Below are 16624 nucleotides of genomic sequence, written 5' to 3' on the forward strand. Positions count from 1 at the left end.
ACCCGGAACGTGAAGAAGCGACCAGCTCAAACACGCGGGATGTGAAGAAGCGACCAGCTCAAACACGCGGAACGTGAAGAAGCGACCAGCTCAAACACCCGGAACGTGAAGAAGCGACCAGCTCAAACACCCGGAACGTGAAGAAGCGACCAGCTCAAACACCCGGAACGTGAAGAAGCGACCAGCTCAAACACCCGGAACGTGAAGAAGCGACCAGCTCAAACACCCGGAACGTGAAGAAGCGACCAGCTCAAACACCCGGAACGTGAGGAAGCGACCAGCTCAAACACGCGGAACGTGAGGAAGCGTCGGAAGGAAACACGCGGGATGTGAGCAAGCGTCGATGGGAAGCACGCGGGATGTGAGGAAGCGTCGGAAGGAAGCACGCGGGATGTGAGGAAGCGTCGGAAGGAAACACGTGGGATGTGAGCAGGCGTCCGGGAAGCAGAACGGCGGCCCTGCCGCTTGTAAACCAAGGGCAGGACCGCCGTCGTGCGTTTCAGTTGTCCCAGGAAATCCTGAGGATCAGACCAGCCGGGTCAGCCAGCCGTGCGTGTCCTCGACAGTTCCGGTCTGGATTCCGAGGAGCTTCCCGCGAATGGCCATGGTGGTTTCCCCGGCCTTTGCGTCCTCGGCGCCGATGGACTCAGTCGCATCCTTGAGGACACCGATCGGAGTGATCACCGCGGCTGTACCGCAGGCAAAAACTTCGGTGATCTCGCCGGATGCTACTCCATCGCGCCACTCGTCCAGGGTGATCTTCCGCTCGGTGACCTCGCGGCCCATGTCCCGGGCGACCTGGATGACGGACATGCGCGTGACGCCCTCGAGGATGGTGCCGCTCAGAGCGGGAGTCACCAGGGAGCCGTCCTTCATGACGAAGAAGACGTTCATGCCGCCGAGTTCTTCCACGGCGTCGTCATTGAAGTGGTCCAGGAACAGGACCTGCTTGCAGCCGTTCGCTTCGGCTTCCTGCTGTGCGATCAGGGACGCGGCGTAGTTGCCACCGCACTTGGCGGCACCGGTTCCACCGCGGCCGGCGCGGGCGTACTCGCGGGAGATCCAGATGGAGACCGGCTTGAGCTCGCCGCCGAAGTAGTTGCCGGCGGGAGATGCGATGACGCGGAAGGACACCTCGCGCGCCGCCCTGACGCCGAGGAAGGCCTCGGTGGCGATCATGAACGGACGCAGGTAGAGTGCTTCGCCGTCTCCGGACGGAACCCACTGCTGGTCCGCCTGTACGAGTTCGCGGATGGCACCCAGGAAGTACTCTTCAGGCAGCTCGGGAAGAGCCAGGCGGCGGGCGGACTTGTTCAGTCGTGCCGCGTTGGCTTCGGGCCGGAAGGTCCATACGGAACCATCGGCATGGCGGTAAGCCTTCAGGCCCTCAAAGATTTCCTGGCCGTAGTGCAGGACAGCAGCCGAGGGGTCCAGGGAGATGGGGCCGTAGGGCTCGATCCGGGCATTCTGCCAACCGCCATTGCCATCGGCGTCAACTTTGTAGTCGACGACGGCGGTGTGGTCGGTGAAGTAGTCGCCAAATCCCGGGTTCGCCAGGATGGCTGCACGCTCCTCAGCAGACTTCGGGTTTTCCGAGAGCTGCTGGCTGAATTCGACGCCATGGGCAGTCTGAGTCATGTTTCCTCCACAGTCAGCTACCTGGCATGGCGAACCGGGCCCCCAAAGGGTGTGGTTCAGCGATGGACCAGGGAAGCAGATAAATAATTCAAGACAAGCTTACGCCTGAGTAATGGGCCTAAAGTGCGGCCGCAATGGCGTCGCCAATGGCAGCTGTGCTGCGCGGCTTTCCATCGCGGTTCTCGACGTCGGCAATAACTGCCGCTTCGATCTTGCGGGCCGCCGTGGTGTAGCCAAGGTGGTCCAGAAGGAGCACTGCGGAGAGGATGGCCGCGGTTGGATCGGCTTTCTGCTGGCCGGCGATGTCCGGAGCTGAGCCATGTACGGGTTCGAACATGGACGGCGCCGTGCGGTCCATGTTGATGTTCCCCGATGCCGCCAGGCCGATACCGCCGGTGACGGCAGCAGCGAGGTCGGTGAGGATGTCGCCGAAGAGGTTGTCGGTGACGATCACATCGAAGCGCGAAGGTTCAGTCACCATGAAAATGGTGGCCGCGTCGATGTGCAGGTAATCGTGGGTGACGTCGGGGAATTCCTGTGCCACGGCCTCGACGGTCCGCTTCCACAGGTGTCCGGCGAAGACCAGGACGTTGTGCTTGTGGACGAGCGTAACGTGCTTGCGCGGACGCTCGCTGGCCCGGCGGAAGGCATCGCGGACTACGCGCTCCACACCATGGGCGGTGTTGAGGGAAACCTCTGTGGCAACTTCGTGGGGGGTGCCCCCGCGCAAAGTCCCGCCGTTGCCCACGTAGGGCCCTTCGGTTCCTTCACGGACGACAATGAAATCAATCGTCCCGGGGTTCGCCAAGGGGCTGCCGACCGTTCCATAGAGCCGCGACGGACGTAGGTTCACAAAGTGGTCAAGGCTGAAGCGCAACTTCAGGAGCATTTCGCGTTCGATGATTCCGGAGGGAATTCGGGTATCGCCGGGCGCTGCGCCCACGGCACCGAAGAGGATGGCATCACGCGTGCGGAGATCTTCAAGAACCTCGTCAGGCAGGGTCTCGCCCGTCTCAAGCCAGTGCTGGGCACCGAGCTTGTAGTGGGTCTGCTCAAGAACCACGCCTTCGGCGGCTACGGCTTTCTCGAGAACCTTGACGGCTTCGGCGATGACCTCAGGGCCAATGCCGTCGCCGGGGATGACAGCGAGGTTGATGGACGATGCACTCATACGTCTATCTAGCCAAGCAATCCACATGCTGGTCAAAATCGTCTCACTCCTCGAACATTCGGCAGTGAACGGGCTCAGACCCTGGCATGATGCCCAGCCCCGGCCCAGCACATAGAGTCTTACCGTGGATAGAAGGCACGCAGTATACGAATGGTTCCGCATCAACCGTTTTGCAGTTGATCTGACAGCAACGTGCATCCTGATCCTGCTCTTCGGCCCCGTGTACCTCCTTGCTGACCGCCCCTGGCTGTTCCTGCTCTCCTGCAGCCTGCTGTTGCCCCTCGCCTGGCGACGCACCCGCCCGGCGGTTGCGGCCGGCGTCGTCATTCTGGTGTGCCTCATCCAGTGGTCGGTGGGTGCCGAGCCGGTGGCCGGCCAGATAGCTGTCCCGCTGGTCATCTACGCGACCGCAGCGTATGGTCCGGCCTGGGCGAGCCGCACCGTGCTGGTGGCCGGCCTGGTCGGCGGCGTGATGCTCACATCGCGGGAATACTCCACGGGTGTGGAGTCGGGCATCATGGGCCTCACCATCGGTGCCCTGTACACCGTGCTGATCTGGATGCTTGTCCTCGTGAGCTGGACCCTCGGTGACCTCACCCGAGTCCGCAGGCTCCAGCTGCAAGCCCTCGAGGACCGCACCCGCCGAATGGAAGTAGAGCAGTTGCAGGAGCGGAAACTGGCCGCCGCCGACGAACGCTCCCACATTGCCCGGGAGATGCACGACATCGTGGCGCACTCGCTGTCCGTGATCATCACGCAGGCGGACGGGGCACGGTACGCTGCCGCAGCCAAACCGGAACTTGCCACCGAGGCACTGGCCACCATCGCCGCCACGGGACGGGACTCGCTGGGCGAAATGCGGAGGCTCCTGGGCATCCTGCGCTCGGACGAGGACTCCCCCACACGCCCGCAACCCCGGCTCTCGGATCTGGACGAACTGCTCCTGGGCTTCCGGGCGGCGTCCCTCCAGGTGGGCTTCGAGCAGGTGGGCACCCCGCGGAGGTCCCTTCCTGCCGGAGCCGAACTCACCGCCTACCGCATCATCCAGGAATCCCTCACGAACGTCATGAAGCACGCCGGCCCCAAGGCCACCGCGAATGTGACGCTGACCTGGCAAGGCCGCGGCCTCCAACTGGACATCGTCGACGACGGCCGGGGCGCCGCTGCCGATCCGCCGGCGGCAGGCGGCGGAAACGGGCTGCGCGGAATGGGAGAGCGGGTCTCGCTCTACGATGGTTCATTGACGGCCGGCCCCGTACAAGGCGGCGGTTTTCGTGTGTCCGCTTTCATTCCCTATTCGGAGGCCTGAGCAATGCCTGAACTCCCCGCACCCATCCGGGTCGCACTCGTCGATGACCAGCAACTGGTCCGTTCGGGCCTTGGCATGCTCATCAATTCGCAGCCGGACCTCGACGTGGTCGCCGAAGCAGGCAACGGCATCGAAGCCCTTCAAGCGCTCAGCGCCACGGCCGCGGACGTGGTCCTTATGGATGTCCGCATGCCCGGGATGGACGGCATTGAAGCCACCCGCCGCATCCTGGAGCAGGCAGCATCGCAACCCCGGGGTTCGCAACGCGCAGAGGTCAAGATCGTCGTCCTCACAACCTTCGACCTCGATGAATATGCGCTGGCCGCCATCCAGGCCGGCGCCAGCGGGTTCCTCCTGAAGGATGCACCGCCGGAAGAACTCCTCGAAGCCATCCGCACCGTGTACCGGGGGGACGCGGTCATCGCGCCCTCCACCACCCGCCGCTTGCTGGACCACGTGGCACCCCTGCTCAGGACCCAGACGCCCGAGCAGAGCGAGCACGCGGCCGCCGTCGAGTCCCTCACGAACCGCGAGCGCGAGGTCTTCCAGCTCATTGCGCAGGGACAGTCCAATCCCGAGATCGCAGCTGGGCTGTTCCTTTCGGAAGCTACGGTGAAGACCCATGTGGGGCACATTCTGGCCAAGCTGGGAGCCCGGGACCGGGTGCAGGTAGTGGTCATCGCCTACGAGACCGGGGTTGTGTCTCCGGGGACCTAGGCTCAGACCACGGTATGAGCACGGCCCGGCGGTAATGGGCCCACAGCCCGATCCCGCAGGCAGGGGCCGGACCATAGCGTGGAACCATGACGACTTTCACGCCTCTCCCCCATCCCCACGGAACCGGTCGCCCCGAAGGATCGGACGCCGCCCAGGCGCGTCCCGCCGTCGAGGCTTTCAAACTGACCAAGAGCTACGGCCGCGCCAATACCAGCGTGACGGCCTTGAACGAAGTCTCGGTGAGCTTCGACGCCGGGAAGTTCACGGCCATCATGGGCCCGTCGGGCTCCGGCAAATCAACGCTTATGCACTGCCTGGCGGGGCTCGATACAGCCGATTCCGGCAGGATCGTCCTGGGCGGAACGGAGCTCACCGGACTCAATGACCGGCAGCTCACGGCGCTTCGCCGCGAGCGGATCGGTTTCGTTTTCCAGGCCTTCAATCTGGTGCCCACCTTGACGGCCGAGCAGAACATCACGCTTCCGCTCGCCTTGGCAGGTACAACGGCCGACGCCGGGTGGCTGGAAACCGTTGTTGGCACCCTTGGGTTGAAGGACAGGTTGAAGCACCGTCCCCATGAGCTGTCCGGCGGCCAGCAGCAGCGTGTGGCAGTAGCCCGGGCACTGCTGACGCGGCCCGACGTCGTGTTCGGCGACGAGCCTACGGGCAACCTGGACTCCAAGGCGGGCGGCGAGGTCCTTGCCCTGCTGCGCCGGAGCAGCCAGGAGATGGGCCAGACCATCATCATGGTCACCCATGATCCTGTGGCGGCCAGCTACGCGGACCGGGTGGTGTTGATGAGCGACGGCGGCCTGGTGGGCGAGATCCACCAGCCCACGGCGGACTCCGTCCTGACGGCCCTCGGCAAGCTGGGGGCCTGAGGCATGTTGCGTGTTGCCCTTTCGCAATTGACGACGCATTTCCGGCGGTTCATTGCCATCGGACTTGCCGTCATGTTGTCCGTGATGTTCCTGTCCTCAACGCTCATGGTCGGCGCCAGTACCAATGCCTCCCTGGGCGCAAGCATCGGGGAGGCTTACCGCAACGCAGATCTCGTTGCCACGTCCAAGAACGGCGAGCCCTTCACCCACGCTGCCGTGGATGCTGCGGCGTCCGCCCCGGCCGTGGAGGCCAGTTACGCCGAGCGGTCCACCTACGTGACGTTCCAGGCCGGCGGCGGCGAGCAGTACGGGCGCCTGCGGAACCTGGCACCAGCGTCCCTGGAGGGTGCTGTGATCAGTTCCGGTTCCATGCCCGCCAACGCCTTGGAGGCAGCGATCGACGTCAAGACCGCCGGGCACCTTGGCCTGGCGGTTGGCAGCACGCTGGTGTTGCAGGGGGGTGGTCCGGTCAAGAATGCGAAGGTCACCATTTCAGGCCTGCTCCAGGCCACCAACGACCCCTTCTCCTCTTCAGCGGCGCAGCTTGTTGCTTCCGAGTCCGTCCTTAATGCGGTGCAGGACGCGGGCGCTGGTTTCTCCGGGCTGCAGTTCGCCCTCAAACCCGGTGAGGATGTTTCATCGGCCAAGGAGTACATCGCCCACCGGATGGAAGCCGCAGGAGCGGTGGAGCCGGTGCTTGAGACCGCGCAGGAGAAGGTGACCTCGACGGTCGCGATGCTGAGCGCTGGTCAGGACCAGCTGACGATCGTCCTCCTTGCCTTCGCCGGCATTGCCATCCTGGTCTCTACGTTGGTGGTGGCGAATACGTTCTCCGTGCTGGTGGCCCAGCGGACCAGGGAGCTCGCGCTCCTGCGTTGCCTCGGCGCCGGACGGGGACAGATCCGTGGCTCGGTGATGCTTGAAGCCCTTGTCGTCGGCTTCATCTCCTCGGTGCTGGGCGTCCTCGCTGCGACTGGCCTGATGACCGCCCTGATTGCCTGGGCCAGGTCCCAGCCTGAGCAGGCATTCGCCACGTTGGCCGTGCCGCCGTCGGCCATCATTGCCGGTTTGGTGGCCGGAACGCTGCTGACCGTGGTGGCGGCGCTGGTCCCGGCGAAGGCGGCCACCGCCGTCGCCCCTCTTGCAGCGCTGCGGCCGGCCGATGACGCCTCCGTCCGGAACCGTCGCGGCAAGGTCAGGCTCTTCGTGGGCCTGGCAGCTTTGCTTGGTGGAGCTGCGCTGCTGGTGTACGGCAGCATCAATGTGGTGCTTGGCGTGGCCTTGCTGGGCGGCGCCGCGTCCTTTGTGGGCATCCTGCTGTGCTCCACGCTGTTCATACCCACGGTGGTTGCCCTTGCCGGCCGTCTGGCGGCACCGGCTGGTGTTCCAGGCAAGCTCGCAGCGGTGAATGCCACCCGCAACCCGGCACGTACCTCGGCAACGGCGGCGGCGCTGTTGATCGGCGTCACGCTGGTCTCCCTCATGATGACCGGCGCAGCAACGTCCCGCCAGGCGTTCAACGACACCTTGGCGGAGAACTATCCGGTGGATCTTTCCGCGCAGACAGCGACGGAAGGCAGCGGTTCCGGCGACCCCGCACAGGCTGTCTCCCGGATCAAGGGGCTCGATGGCGTCAGCTCTGCGGTCCTGCTTCAGCCGGTAGGCGCCATCCAGGACGACGCCTCCGGCGGAACCGCCGTTTACGGCCTGTCCGCAGCCGATGCCGCTTCTGTCCTGCGGGACAACCATCTGAAGCCAAGCCCCGGCACTGTCTACCTGCCGGAAGACTCGCCGGAAGGACCAGCTAGGTTGTCGACGGCGGGCGGCCAGGTCACCCTCGACGCCAAGGTCCTGCGTACCCGCCACGTCCCGGCGTTCGTGGAGTCCTCCAGCGTAGGCTCCGGTCCCCTGGCCGGGGTACCGGGCATGGTGTGGGTGAAACTGGACGATTCCGTATCCGGGGACCGGGTCCAGGCCCTGCAGAAGGAGATAGCTACGGCACTGGGTGTCCATGAACGGACCGTCAGTGGTGCCGCGATCGAGCGGGTCACCTTCAACAGCATCATCGATGTCCTTCTCCTGGTGGTGACAGGGCTCCTCGGGGTTGCGGTGGTGATCGCCTTGATCGGTGTCGCCAACACCTTGTCCCTCTCAGTCCTGGAACGGACCCGGGAGAACTCGCTGCTGCGTGCCCTGGGCCTGACGACGGGCCAGCTGCGCGGGATGTTGGCGATCGAGGCAGTGCTCGTCGCCGGCGTCGCCGCCATCATGGGTGCGGGTATGGGGATCGTGTACGGCTGGCTTGGCGCGCAGGCCACCCTGGGCGGCGTGGCCACCGTGATACCGACGGTGCCATGGCTTCAGTTGGCGGCGGTCTTCGCTGTCGCGGTGGTGGCCGGTCTCCTGGCGTCAGTGATACCTGCCCGCCGGGCGGCCCGGCTGTCGCCGGTCGAAGGACTGGCCACGGCGTAGTCGCTCCGGCTCATTGCACGTGAACGGGAAACGCTCCCGCACTTTCCCCGGTTGTACCGGGAGAAAGTGCGGGAGCGTTTCTTATTTAAGGCTGGTAGCTGATCGAGGGTTTATGCCTCGGCCGGCTCCTCGTAACGCGGGAACACCGGCGCAGGCGCAGGCAGCTCGGTGCCCGCCGCCAGCGGCGTCGCGATGGCGGCAAAGAGGCGTGCCTCGCCTTCGGGCTGGCCGAGGACGTCAAGGAGCTTCGCGGACGACGTCGGCATGACCGGTTGGGCGAGGATCGCCACGATCCGGACGACCTCCAACGTGACGTACAGGACCGTGTTCATGCGCTCGATGTCCGTCTTGCGCAGTACCCACGGAGCCTGTTCGGCGAAGTAGGCGTTTGTATCGCCCAAAACAGTCCAGATGGCTTCGAGCGCCCGGCTGAACTCCTGCTTTTCGAAGGCACTCCGGGCAGTCTCCAGCAACGCACCGGCCTGCTCCAGGAGCGCTTCGTCCTCGGACGTGAACGCACCGGGCTGCGGAACCTTGCCGTCGCAGTTCTTCGCCACCATGGACAAGGAACGCTGGGCAAGATTGCCGAAGTTGTTGGCGAGATCCGCGTTCATGCGGCCGACGATGGCCTCGTGGTTGTAGTTGCCGTCAGCGCCGAACGGAACCTCACGGAGGAAGAAGTACCGGCACTGGTCCAGGCCGTACTGCGCCACGAAGTCCTGGGGAGCAACAACATTGCCGAGGGACTTGGACATCTTCACACCGTTGTTGGTGAGGAAGCCGTGGATCATGACGCGCTCGGGCAGTTCCAGTCCGGCGCTCATCAGGAACGCAGGCCAGTAGATAGCGTGGAAGCGCGAAATGTCCTTGCCGATCACGTGTACATCGGCCGGCCAGAACTTCCTGAAGGACTCGGACTCCACGTCAGGGTAGCCCACGCCGGTCAGGTAGTTCGTCAGGGCGTCGACCCACACGTACATGACGTGCTTTTCGTCACCCGGGACCGGAACGCCCCAGTCAAAGGTTGTGCGGCTGATGGACAGGTCCTCGAGCCCACGCTTTACGAAGCTGATGACCTCGTTGAAACGTGACTGTGGAGCACCGAATTCAGGGCGGGCTTCGTACAGCTCCAGGAGCTTTTCCTGGTAGTTGGAAAGCCGGAAGAAGTAGCTTTCCTCGGCAGTCCAGGTAACCAGGGTGTCGGTTTCCTTGGAATAGCGGAGACCGTCCTCCTTCACCACGGTGTCGTCCTCAACGTAATACGCTTCGTCGCGGACCGAGTACCAGCCTTCGTACTTGGAAAGGTAGATGTCGCCGTTGGCTTCCATCTTCTTCCAGATGGCCTGCGAGGCCGTGTAGTGGTCCGCGTCCGTAGTGCGGATGAAACGGTCGTACGAGATGCCCAGGTCCAGGCTCATCTGCTTGAAGGCGGCAGAGTTGCGGTCCGCGAGCTGCTTGGCCGTGAGGCCTTCCTTCTCCGCGGACTGCTGCATCTTGAGGCCGTGCTCGTCCGTCCCGGTCATGAAGAAAACTTCATGGCCGTCAAGGCGCTTGAAGCGCGCCATGGCATCAGTCGCAATGACCTCATAGGCGTGGCCGATGTGCGGCACGCCATTGGGGTAGCTGATTGCGGTGGTGATGTAGAACGGGGATTTCTCTGGAGACGTCACTCTAAGAAGTTACCTTTTTTTCGGATGAAATAGCTTAGTTAAGTTCGGTCAGCGTATCGCTGAGACGAACCAGCTCGTGGTCGTGCGATGCAACCAACACCGCGATGCCGTCGCTGGTGGTGTCCTTCAGGATGCCAATGATGCGGTTGGCGGCGGCCCGGTCAAGGCTTGCCGTCGGTTCGTCGACCACCAGAACGCGGGTGCCAAGGATCAGGGCCCGGGCGATCGCCACGCGCTGGCGCTCACCGCCGGAGAGCTGGGCCGGGCGGTGGCGCATTCGGCGCCCAAGGCCCACGAGGTCCAGGAGGTCCTTCGCCATCTCAGTGCGCTGTTCGACTTCGCCGTCCGGGACAGCGGGCAGCAACACGTTCTCCAAGGCGCTCATGCCATCGATCAGGGCACCGCCTTGATCCACGTAGCCGATCAGTGCACGGCGGCGGTCCGCGATTTCGTCGTCGCCCATGGCGTCCAGCGGCTGGCCCTCCCAGAAGACCTTGCCCGACGTCGGCAGCGTCAGTCCGGCGCTGACCGTGAGGATACTGGTTTTACCGGAGCCGCTTCGTCCCGCGACACAGTGCATCTCGCCGGCGTGGAGGGTCAGGTTGAAGTCGTCGACGACGTCGACTTCCTCAGCACCGCCCTTGTCACCGCCGTAGTGGATAGTGACCCTGCTCAGCTCCAGCGGGGTTGCGTGGTCAGCGGCCCTCACGATGGTGTTGGCCCTGGTCTGCAGCGACTCTTCCGTGGATTCCGGGGTGGCCGTCAGCTCGGGGTTGAGGTTGTCAGTCATTTGACTACTTTCGTTGCAATGGGAATCCAGCAAATTACGGCCAGCAGACCGGCGAGCCCGGCCCACAGGGCTGCGTAGGGGGCCAGGAGCAAACCAAGCCCCAGGGCACCGAGGACACCCAAGGGAAGTGCCACTGTGCCGACAAGTGCGTTTTCGAAGAACCGGACCTGGCCCAGCATGTCCGGGTTCCAGCCCATGGCCCGCAAGGTACCAAGGTATTCCCGCTTGGCATGGAGCTCGAACCTGCCGGTGACCAAGGTCAGCAAGAGACCGACCACGACTCCGAAGACAGCGAGGATCACGCTTGGCAAAGCGATACTGGCCGCGGCCAGGCCACTGAGGGCGCTGGCACCTGCCGCGCGGGGGATGTCGATCAGCAGCGCGATCAGTGCACCCACTGCGGCGCCAAACACGCCCACGGCGACAGCGAGGGAGATGGAGTTGAACCGGTTTGTGGTCAGCTGCCTGTTGGCGAACGTCAGGGGTGAGTCAACGGTGACCAGTCGCTCGTCGTGCTGGGGTTCCTGGTCTATCACCACACGGTGGCGCAGCTGCTGAGCCGCCAGGAGGGCGGCGGCACTGTAGATGACCAGCATGGTCACCGACACAATGACGGTGGCAATGTTCCAGCTCAGGAGGCTGAGGATGACGCCTGCAGCAGCCAGTGCCGCAGCGCCTACAGCGAACTCTTCCAGCACCCAGGAGCGGATGCGCTTCTGGGTCCAGCCCATGGCGCGCAGGATGCCTGCCTCGCTTCTGCGTTGGCGGATATAGCTGACAGTGGACGCTCCTGTGAGGAGCGTGGCACCGAGCAACGTCAGGAACAGCAGCGTGATGTTGGTTCCGGTCAGGGAGCCGGAGACGGCGTCAGCCGCATTCTGCCGGACCCATGACTGCTGGACGGTGCCCAGCGGAGACTCCTTCCCGGCGTCGTCCTTGCTGTATCCGGGCACGAAGATGTTGGCGTCTTCGCGGGCGGAGCCGGCCACGACGGTGGCTTCCAGACCGAGTTCACGGATTTGTGCTGCCAGCTTCTCGACCTCGGGCTGGGCGGTCTTCCAGTTGCCGGTGGCGGATGCACGGACCCGCACTGCGTCAATGACGTTGGCGTTGGAGTCGTAACCGCGGGCAGCCGCAAGACCGTAGTAATCGGTGATGGCGCCCGCGGACTGGCTGACGAGGCCCGTCGCGCTGAGTGAGGGCTTGAGTTCCTTGCCCTCGACGTCTTTGCCTTCTGCGTCCTTGGTCAGGCTCATGGGCGTGGGGTCGTATCCGCCCAAGGGGAGCTTGTTGACATCGCCGGCCGCAGCCTGGACCGCGGCGGGGTCAAAGGTGCCGTAAACCATGGGCAGGGGTGCCGCAGGCTTCTTGCCTGTCTCAAGGTCTTCCCGGTAAGAGCGCTCGTCCACGGGCTTACGCTGGGTCTGGTCCACGGCAGCGCCGAAGGAGGACTTCTCGGGCAGGCGGTTGACGGTTACCCAGTCCCCCGGCGTCGCGCTCTTGTCGGAGGCACCATTGGCAGCTTCGTCGCCGTCCTTGTACTGCGGGGCGGCAGCGAAAGCGGTGCTCCAGGTGGCGGGGTTGTAGAGTCCCTGGCTGAAGGCAGCGGTGCTGCCCAGCAACTGGCTGTGGTCAGTGGAACCGGGCCATTCAAGGGCGAACGGGGACTTCGAAACGAAGGGCAGGTAGTCCTTGTCCAAGGACTTGGTGACAGTTCCTACGTCCTTGACCACTTTCCCGCTGGCGTCCAGTTCCTCGATCTTCACCGAGTACTTCAGGTCCAGGGACGTGCCCGTCCGCACGATCAACGGAATGGCCTTCGAATCAGCGGTCAGAAGTCCGTCACGCTTTGCCTGCTGGTACTGCGTCATGAGCGGCGCCCAGTACTTGAGCTTCACGCCGAGGAAGTCGGGTCCTTCTTCCAACTGGTCCATGGTGAGGCCCGTGGTGAAAAGGCTTTCGAAGTGGCGGCCGATGGCGCCGGCGTCGCGTGCGTCTGCAGGCGGTGCCTTCTCCAGCGGTGCCAGGAAGTCGCCTGCGGAACCCAGCAATGCCCTTTCAGAGGCGGGATCGACGGCGACGACGGACTCGGTCACCTCGGGCGCCATGGGAAGCGCTACCGAGAGATTGAAGAGGTTGTGCTCGGAGCCGAGTGCGGGTGCCGGGAACTTGATGCCGGTCTCGCCATCGGGGCCGGCGATCCGGACGTTGCTTCCGCCTGCTGCCTGCTCCTGCACCAGGCGGCCCTTGCCCAAGGTGCCCTCGGCGCTGGTCTTGAAGAGTGTTTGCTCCTTGACGCCGTCAGAGCTCGTGGCGGACGCGGTCAAACGGTACTTCTTGGGAGAATCAGAAAACACGGACTCCGCGGCGGGCCACTTGTTGGCATCCATGGCAGAGGGGTCCCCTGCCGTCACGGCTCCGGCGAGTCCTGCGTTGTACCCCAGGTAGTCCATCGCGTTCAGGCGCGGAGCTTCAAGGTTCTGGGACACCCGCGAGACAAGGCTGATGGGGGCTGCCACGGCGGTCTGGCCCATGCCCCGGATTTTCTCCAACTGGTCGAAGCTGATTCCGCCCTGGCCGTTGGCGATTTCCGGCTGGATCAGGGAACCACCGTCGTCCTTTTGTGACTGGTCAGGCTTGGCCTGGACCAGGATGTCGTAGAGTCCCCGCGAGTTCTCGTCCACTGTCCGGTTCAGAGCCGCCTGCGACTGGCTCTGAACGAGGACGGACAAGCACATTGCGACGATCAAAATGGCCGCGGTCAGCAGCAGCACACGGCTTCTGATGAACCTTTGGACGGCGTTCATTGGGCTCCCTGAGACCTTGATTGCGGGCGCGCACACATTGTCCGGTAATCCTGAAAAAACACAGCGGAATACCGGGCTGGGTGTGCTGAAAGTTGTGGCCGGCCTGCTGCCGGGTCCGAATCCCGGACCCAGCCATTGTAAGCAGACCGGCCACTTCTGCGTGCCAAAGGTGTGTCGCCGGCACGCGGACTTCAGCTGATGTGGATCAGTCCTAGTCCTCCAGGTCCACTTCGCGTACCATGTCTGCGCCAATGCCGGCCTTGATGGCTTCGAGCACCTGCTGCGGAACTGAACTGTCGATGGTCAGGAGGGCCAGAACCTGGCCGCCTTCAGTCTGGCGGGCAACCTGCATGCCACCGATGTTGATGTTGTTCATGCCGAGGATGTGGCCGATGGTGCCGATGACACCGGGGCGGTCGGCATAGGCCACCACCACGAGGTGCTCGCTGATGGGGATTTCGACGTCGTAGCCGTTGACGCCTACCAGCTTCTCGACCTGCTTGGGACCGGTCAGGGTGCCGGCCACCGAGATCTGCGAACCGTCACTGAGGGCACCGCGGATGGTCAGGACGTTGCGGTAGTCCTCAGCCTCCGGCGTGGTGATGAGCCGGGTGTTGATGCCGCGCTGCTCGGCGATGACCGGTGCGTTGACGTAGGAAACCTGCTCCGTGACAACATCGGCGAACACACCCTTCAGGGCTGCCAGCTCAAGAACCTTGACGTCCAGGGCAGCGATCTCACCGGCAACTTCGACGTCGATCTGCGTCAGCGAAGCGTGGGTGAGCGCAGTGAAGATCCGGCCCAGCTTTTCGATCAGCGGGATGCCCGGACGGACATCGGAAGCAATAACGCCACCGGCAACATTCACGGCATCCGGCACGAGCTCACCGGCGAGGGCCAGGCGGACAGACTTGGCGACTGAAACGCCGGCCTTCTCCTGGGCTTCGTCGGTGGATGCGCCGAGGTGCGGGGTGACTACGACGTTGTCGAGTTCGAAGAACGGCAGGTCGGTGCTGGGCTCCTTGACGAAAACGTCCACGCCGGCGCCTGCGATCTGGCCTTCCTTCAATGCGATGTAAAGCGCTTCTTCGTCAATCAGGCCGCCGCGGGCAACGTTGATGACATAAGCGGATTCCTTCATCTTGCGGAAGGCGTCGGCGCCGAGCATGCCTACCGTTTCCGGCGTCTTGGGCATGTGGATGGTGATGAAGTCAGCGTTCTCCAGAAGTTCATCCAGCGTGACCAGCTTGACGCCCAACTGCGCCGCCCGGGCAGAGGTGATGTAGGGGTCATAGGCAAGGATTTCGGTTTCGAAGCCCTGGAGCCGTGCTGCCACCAAGGCGCCGATGCGGCCCAGGCCGATGATGCCGATCTTCTTCTCGAAGAGTTCGATGCCGGTGTACTTGGAACGCTTCCATTCGCCGTTCTTCAGCGCCGCGCTGGCCTGCGGAATGTGGCGGGCGAGGCTGAGGATGTGACCCACGGTGAGCTCCGCGGCCGAGACGATGTTGGACGTCGGCGCATTGACCACCATGACGCCGGCCTGCGTCGCGGACTTGATGTCCACGTTGTCCAGTCCTACTCCTGCACGGGCGATGACCTTGAGGTTCTTCGCCGCGGCAATTGCCTCGGCGTCCACCTGGGTGGCAGAGCGGACCAGGATGGCATCGACGTCGGCGATGGCAGACAGCAGCTGGGAACGGTCGGCACCGTCGGTCTGGCGGATTTCAAAATCCGGGCCCAATGCCTCGACTGTTGCGGGCGAAAGTTCCTCAGCGAGGAGGACTACGGGTTTGCTGGCTGACACGGGGTGGCACCTTACTTTGGACAACTTGGGACAGAACTGGACAAGGAGCGGATGCGTGGCCCGGGGCACGGCGCCGGGACCAGCCCAGAATATCGAATCCGGGCCGTGTTTCCGGTGCCGGCGAGGGATGTTACGGCCGGACCGGAAGCGATGTGAAGAAGTTCACAGCACCACCGGGAGTGCAATTCGGTGGAGAAACGGTGCTGGAAACGGCGACACCCGCCCGGCTGAAACTCGCCGGACGGGCGTCGCTGCTTAATGCTGGTGCAGTGCTGCTGCCACGAGGGGCAATCAGCGGGCTGCGGAACCTTCGACGTAGTCGGCGTCCTGCTGCTGCCAGGAGAACAGTGAACGCAGCTCGCGGCCAACTTCTTCGATCGGGTGCTTCTCGGCCTTGGCGCGGAGTTCCTTGAACTCGGTTGCGCCGTTGTCCTGGTCGTCGATGAAGCGCTTTGCGAAAGCACCGTTCTGGATGTCCGCGAGGACAGCCTTCATGTTCTCCTTCACCTCGGGGGTGATGACGCGGGGACCGGAGACGTAGTCACCGTACTCGGCGGTGTCGGAAACGCTCCAACGCTGCTTGGCGATGCCGCCCTCCCACATGAGGTCAACAATGAGCTTGAGCTCGTGGAGAACCTCGAAGTAGGCGATCTGCGGCTGGTAGCCGGCTTCGGTGAGGGTTTCGAAGCCGTACTGGACGAGCTGGGAAACGCCACCGCAGAGAACAGCCTGCTCGCCGAAGAGATCGGTTTCGGTCTCTTCGGTGAAGGTGGTCTTGATGACGCCTGCGCGGGTGCCGCCGATTGCCTTGGCGTAGGACTTGGCCAGGTCCCAAGCGGAACCGGAAGCGTCCTGCTCGACGGCGATGATGTCCGGGATGCCACGGCCGGCTTCGAATTCGCGGCGCACAGTGTGCCCCGGTGCCTTCGGGGCGATCAGGATGACGTCAACGCCGGCCGGTGCTTCGATGTAGCCGAAGCGGATGTTGAAGCCGTGGGCGAACGCAAGTGCCTTGCCCTCGGTCAGCTTGTCCTTGATGGAGTCGTTGTAGATTGCGCGCTGGTGCTGGTCCGGCGCCAGGATCATGATGACGTCGGCCCATTCGGCGGCGTCGGCTACGTTCTTGACCGTGAAACCTGCGTCTTCGGCCTTGGCGGTCGACTTCGAGCCGTCCTTGAGTGCAATGACAACCTCGACGCCGGAATCGCGCAGGTTCAGTGCGTGGGCGTGGCCCTGGGAGCCGTAGCCAACGATGGCTACCTTGCGGCCCTGGATGATCGACAGGTCTGCGTCGTCGTCGTAGAACATTTCAGTCACTTGCGTAACTCCTCTTGAGTGGTTTTTCGTAGATATTGATGTGGT

Annotated in this window: 11 protein-coding genes; 4 read left to right on the forward strand and 7 right to left on the reverse strand. The window is 63.9% G+C overall.

All coding sequences use genetic code 11. From position 1 onward, the window contains the following. Nucleotides 1-525: 525 nt before the first annotated feature. Both PV760_RS08735 and PV760_RS08740 read right to left on the reverse strand, forming a co-directional pair. Entirely contained in the window at nt 526-1638 is a 1113-nt protein-coding gene (locus tag PV760_RS08735) for a branched-chain amino acid aminotransferase (protein WP_018776249.1), read from the reverse strand. A 118-nt stretch (nt 1639-1756) separates the two neighbouring features. Beyond that, nucleotides 1757-2809 (reverse strand): 3-isopropylmalate dehydrogenase, encoded by a 1053-nt coding sequence (locus tag PV760_RS08740; protein ID WP_193589715.1) that lies wholly within the window; start codon nt 2807-2809, stop codon nt 1757-1759. 124 nt (nt 2810-2933) lie between these two features. On the opposite strand from PV760_RS08740, the gene PV760_RS08745 reads away from it, so the two are divergent. From PV760_RS08745 to PV760_RS08760, 4 genes are all read left to right on the forward strand, one after another. Further along, nucleotides 2934-4118, forward strand: coding sequence for a sensor histidine kinase (locus tag PV760_RS08745; protein ID WP_110503984.1), 1185 nt, complete (start codon nt 2934-2936; stop codon nt 4116-4118). 3 nt (nt 4119-4121) lie between these two features. Then, nucleotides 4122-4835, forward strand: a complete 714-nt coding sequence (locus PV760_RS08750) for a response regulator (RefSeq protein ID WP_018776252.1) — start codon at nt 4122-4124, stop codon at nt 4833-4835. Between the two features lie 86 nt (nt 4836-4921). Then, nucleotides 4922-5716 carry an ABC transporter ATP-binding protein gene (locus tag PV760_RS08755; protein ID WP_354627582.1) on the forward strand — a complete coding sequence of 265 codons (795 nt, stop codon included), beginning with the start codon at nt 4922-4924 and terminating at the stop codon, nt 5714-5716. A 3-nt stretch (nt 5717-5719) separates the two neighbouring features. Continuing rightward, nucleotides 5720-8188, forward strand: a complete 2469-nt coding sequence (locus PV760_RS08760) for an ABC transporter permease (protein WP_354627583.1) — start codon at nt 5720-5722, stop codon at nt 8186-8188. A 110-nt stretch (nt 8189-8298) separates the two neighbouring features. On the opposite strand, the gene metG is transcribed toward PV760_RS08760, so the two are convergent. From metG to ilvC, 5 genes are all read right to left on the reverse strand, one after another. After that, the gene (gene metG / locus PV760_RS08765) at nt 8299-9858 is read right to left on the reverse strand and encodes a methionine--tRNA ligase (RefSeq protein WP_055972232.1); all 1560 of its coding nucleotides are present in this window, start codon (nt 9856-9858) and stop codon (nt 8299-8301) included. 34 nt (nt 9859-9892) lie between these two features. Beyond that, nucleotides 9893-10648, reverse strand: a complete 756-nt coding sequence (locus PV760_RS08770) for an ABC transporter ATP-binding protein (RefSeq protein ID WP_018776256.1) — start codon at nt 10646-10648, stop codon at nt 9893-9895. Continuing rightward, on the reverse strand, nt 10645-13455 hold the full coding sequence (locus PV760_RS08775; RefSeq protein WP_354627584.1) for an FtsX-like permease family protein: 2811 nt from the start codon (nt 13453-13455) through the stop codon (nt 10645-10647). The genes PV760_RS08770 and PV760_RS08775 overlap by 4 nt, the downstream gene beginning before the upstream one ends. Nucleotides 13456-13666: 211 nt before the next feature. Then, nucleotides 13667-15262 (reverse strand): phosphoglycerate dehydrogenase, encoded by a 1596-nt coding sequence (serA, locus tag PV760_RS08780; RefSeq protein ID WP_018776258.1) that lies wholly within the window; start codon nt 15260-15262, stop codon nt 13667-13669. A gap of 291 nt (nt 15263-15553) precedes the next feature. Continuing rightward, entirely contained in the window at nt 15554-16579 is a 1026-nt protein-coding gene (gene ilvC / locus PV760_RS08785; RefSeq protein WP_018776259.1) for a ketol-acid reductoisomerase, read from the reverse strand. Between the last annotated feature and the right edge of the window lie 45 nt (nt 16580-16624).

The organism is Paenarthrobacter sp. CC6 (assembly GCF_040560085.1).
GTDB lineage: Bacteria > Actinomycetota > Actinomycetes > Actinomycetales > Micrococcaceae > Arthrobacter > Arthrobacter nicotinovorans.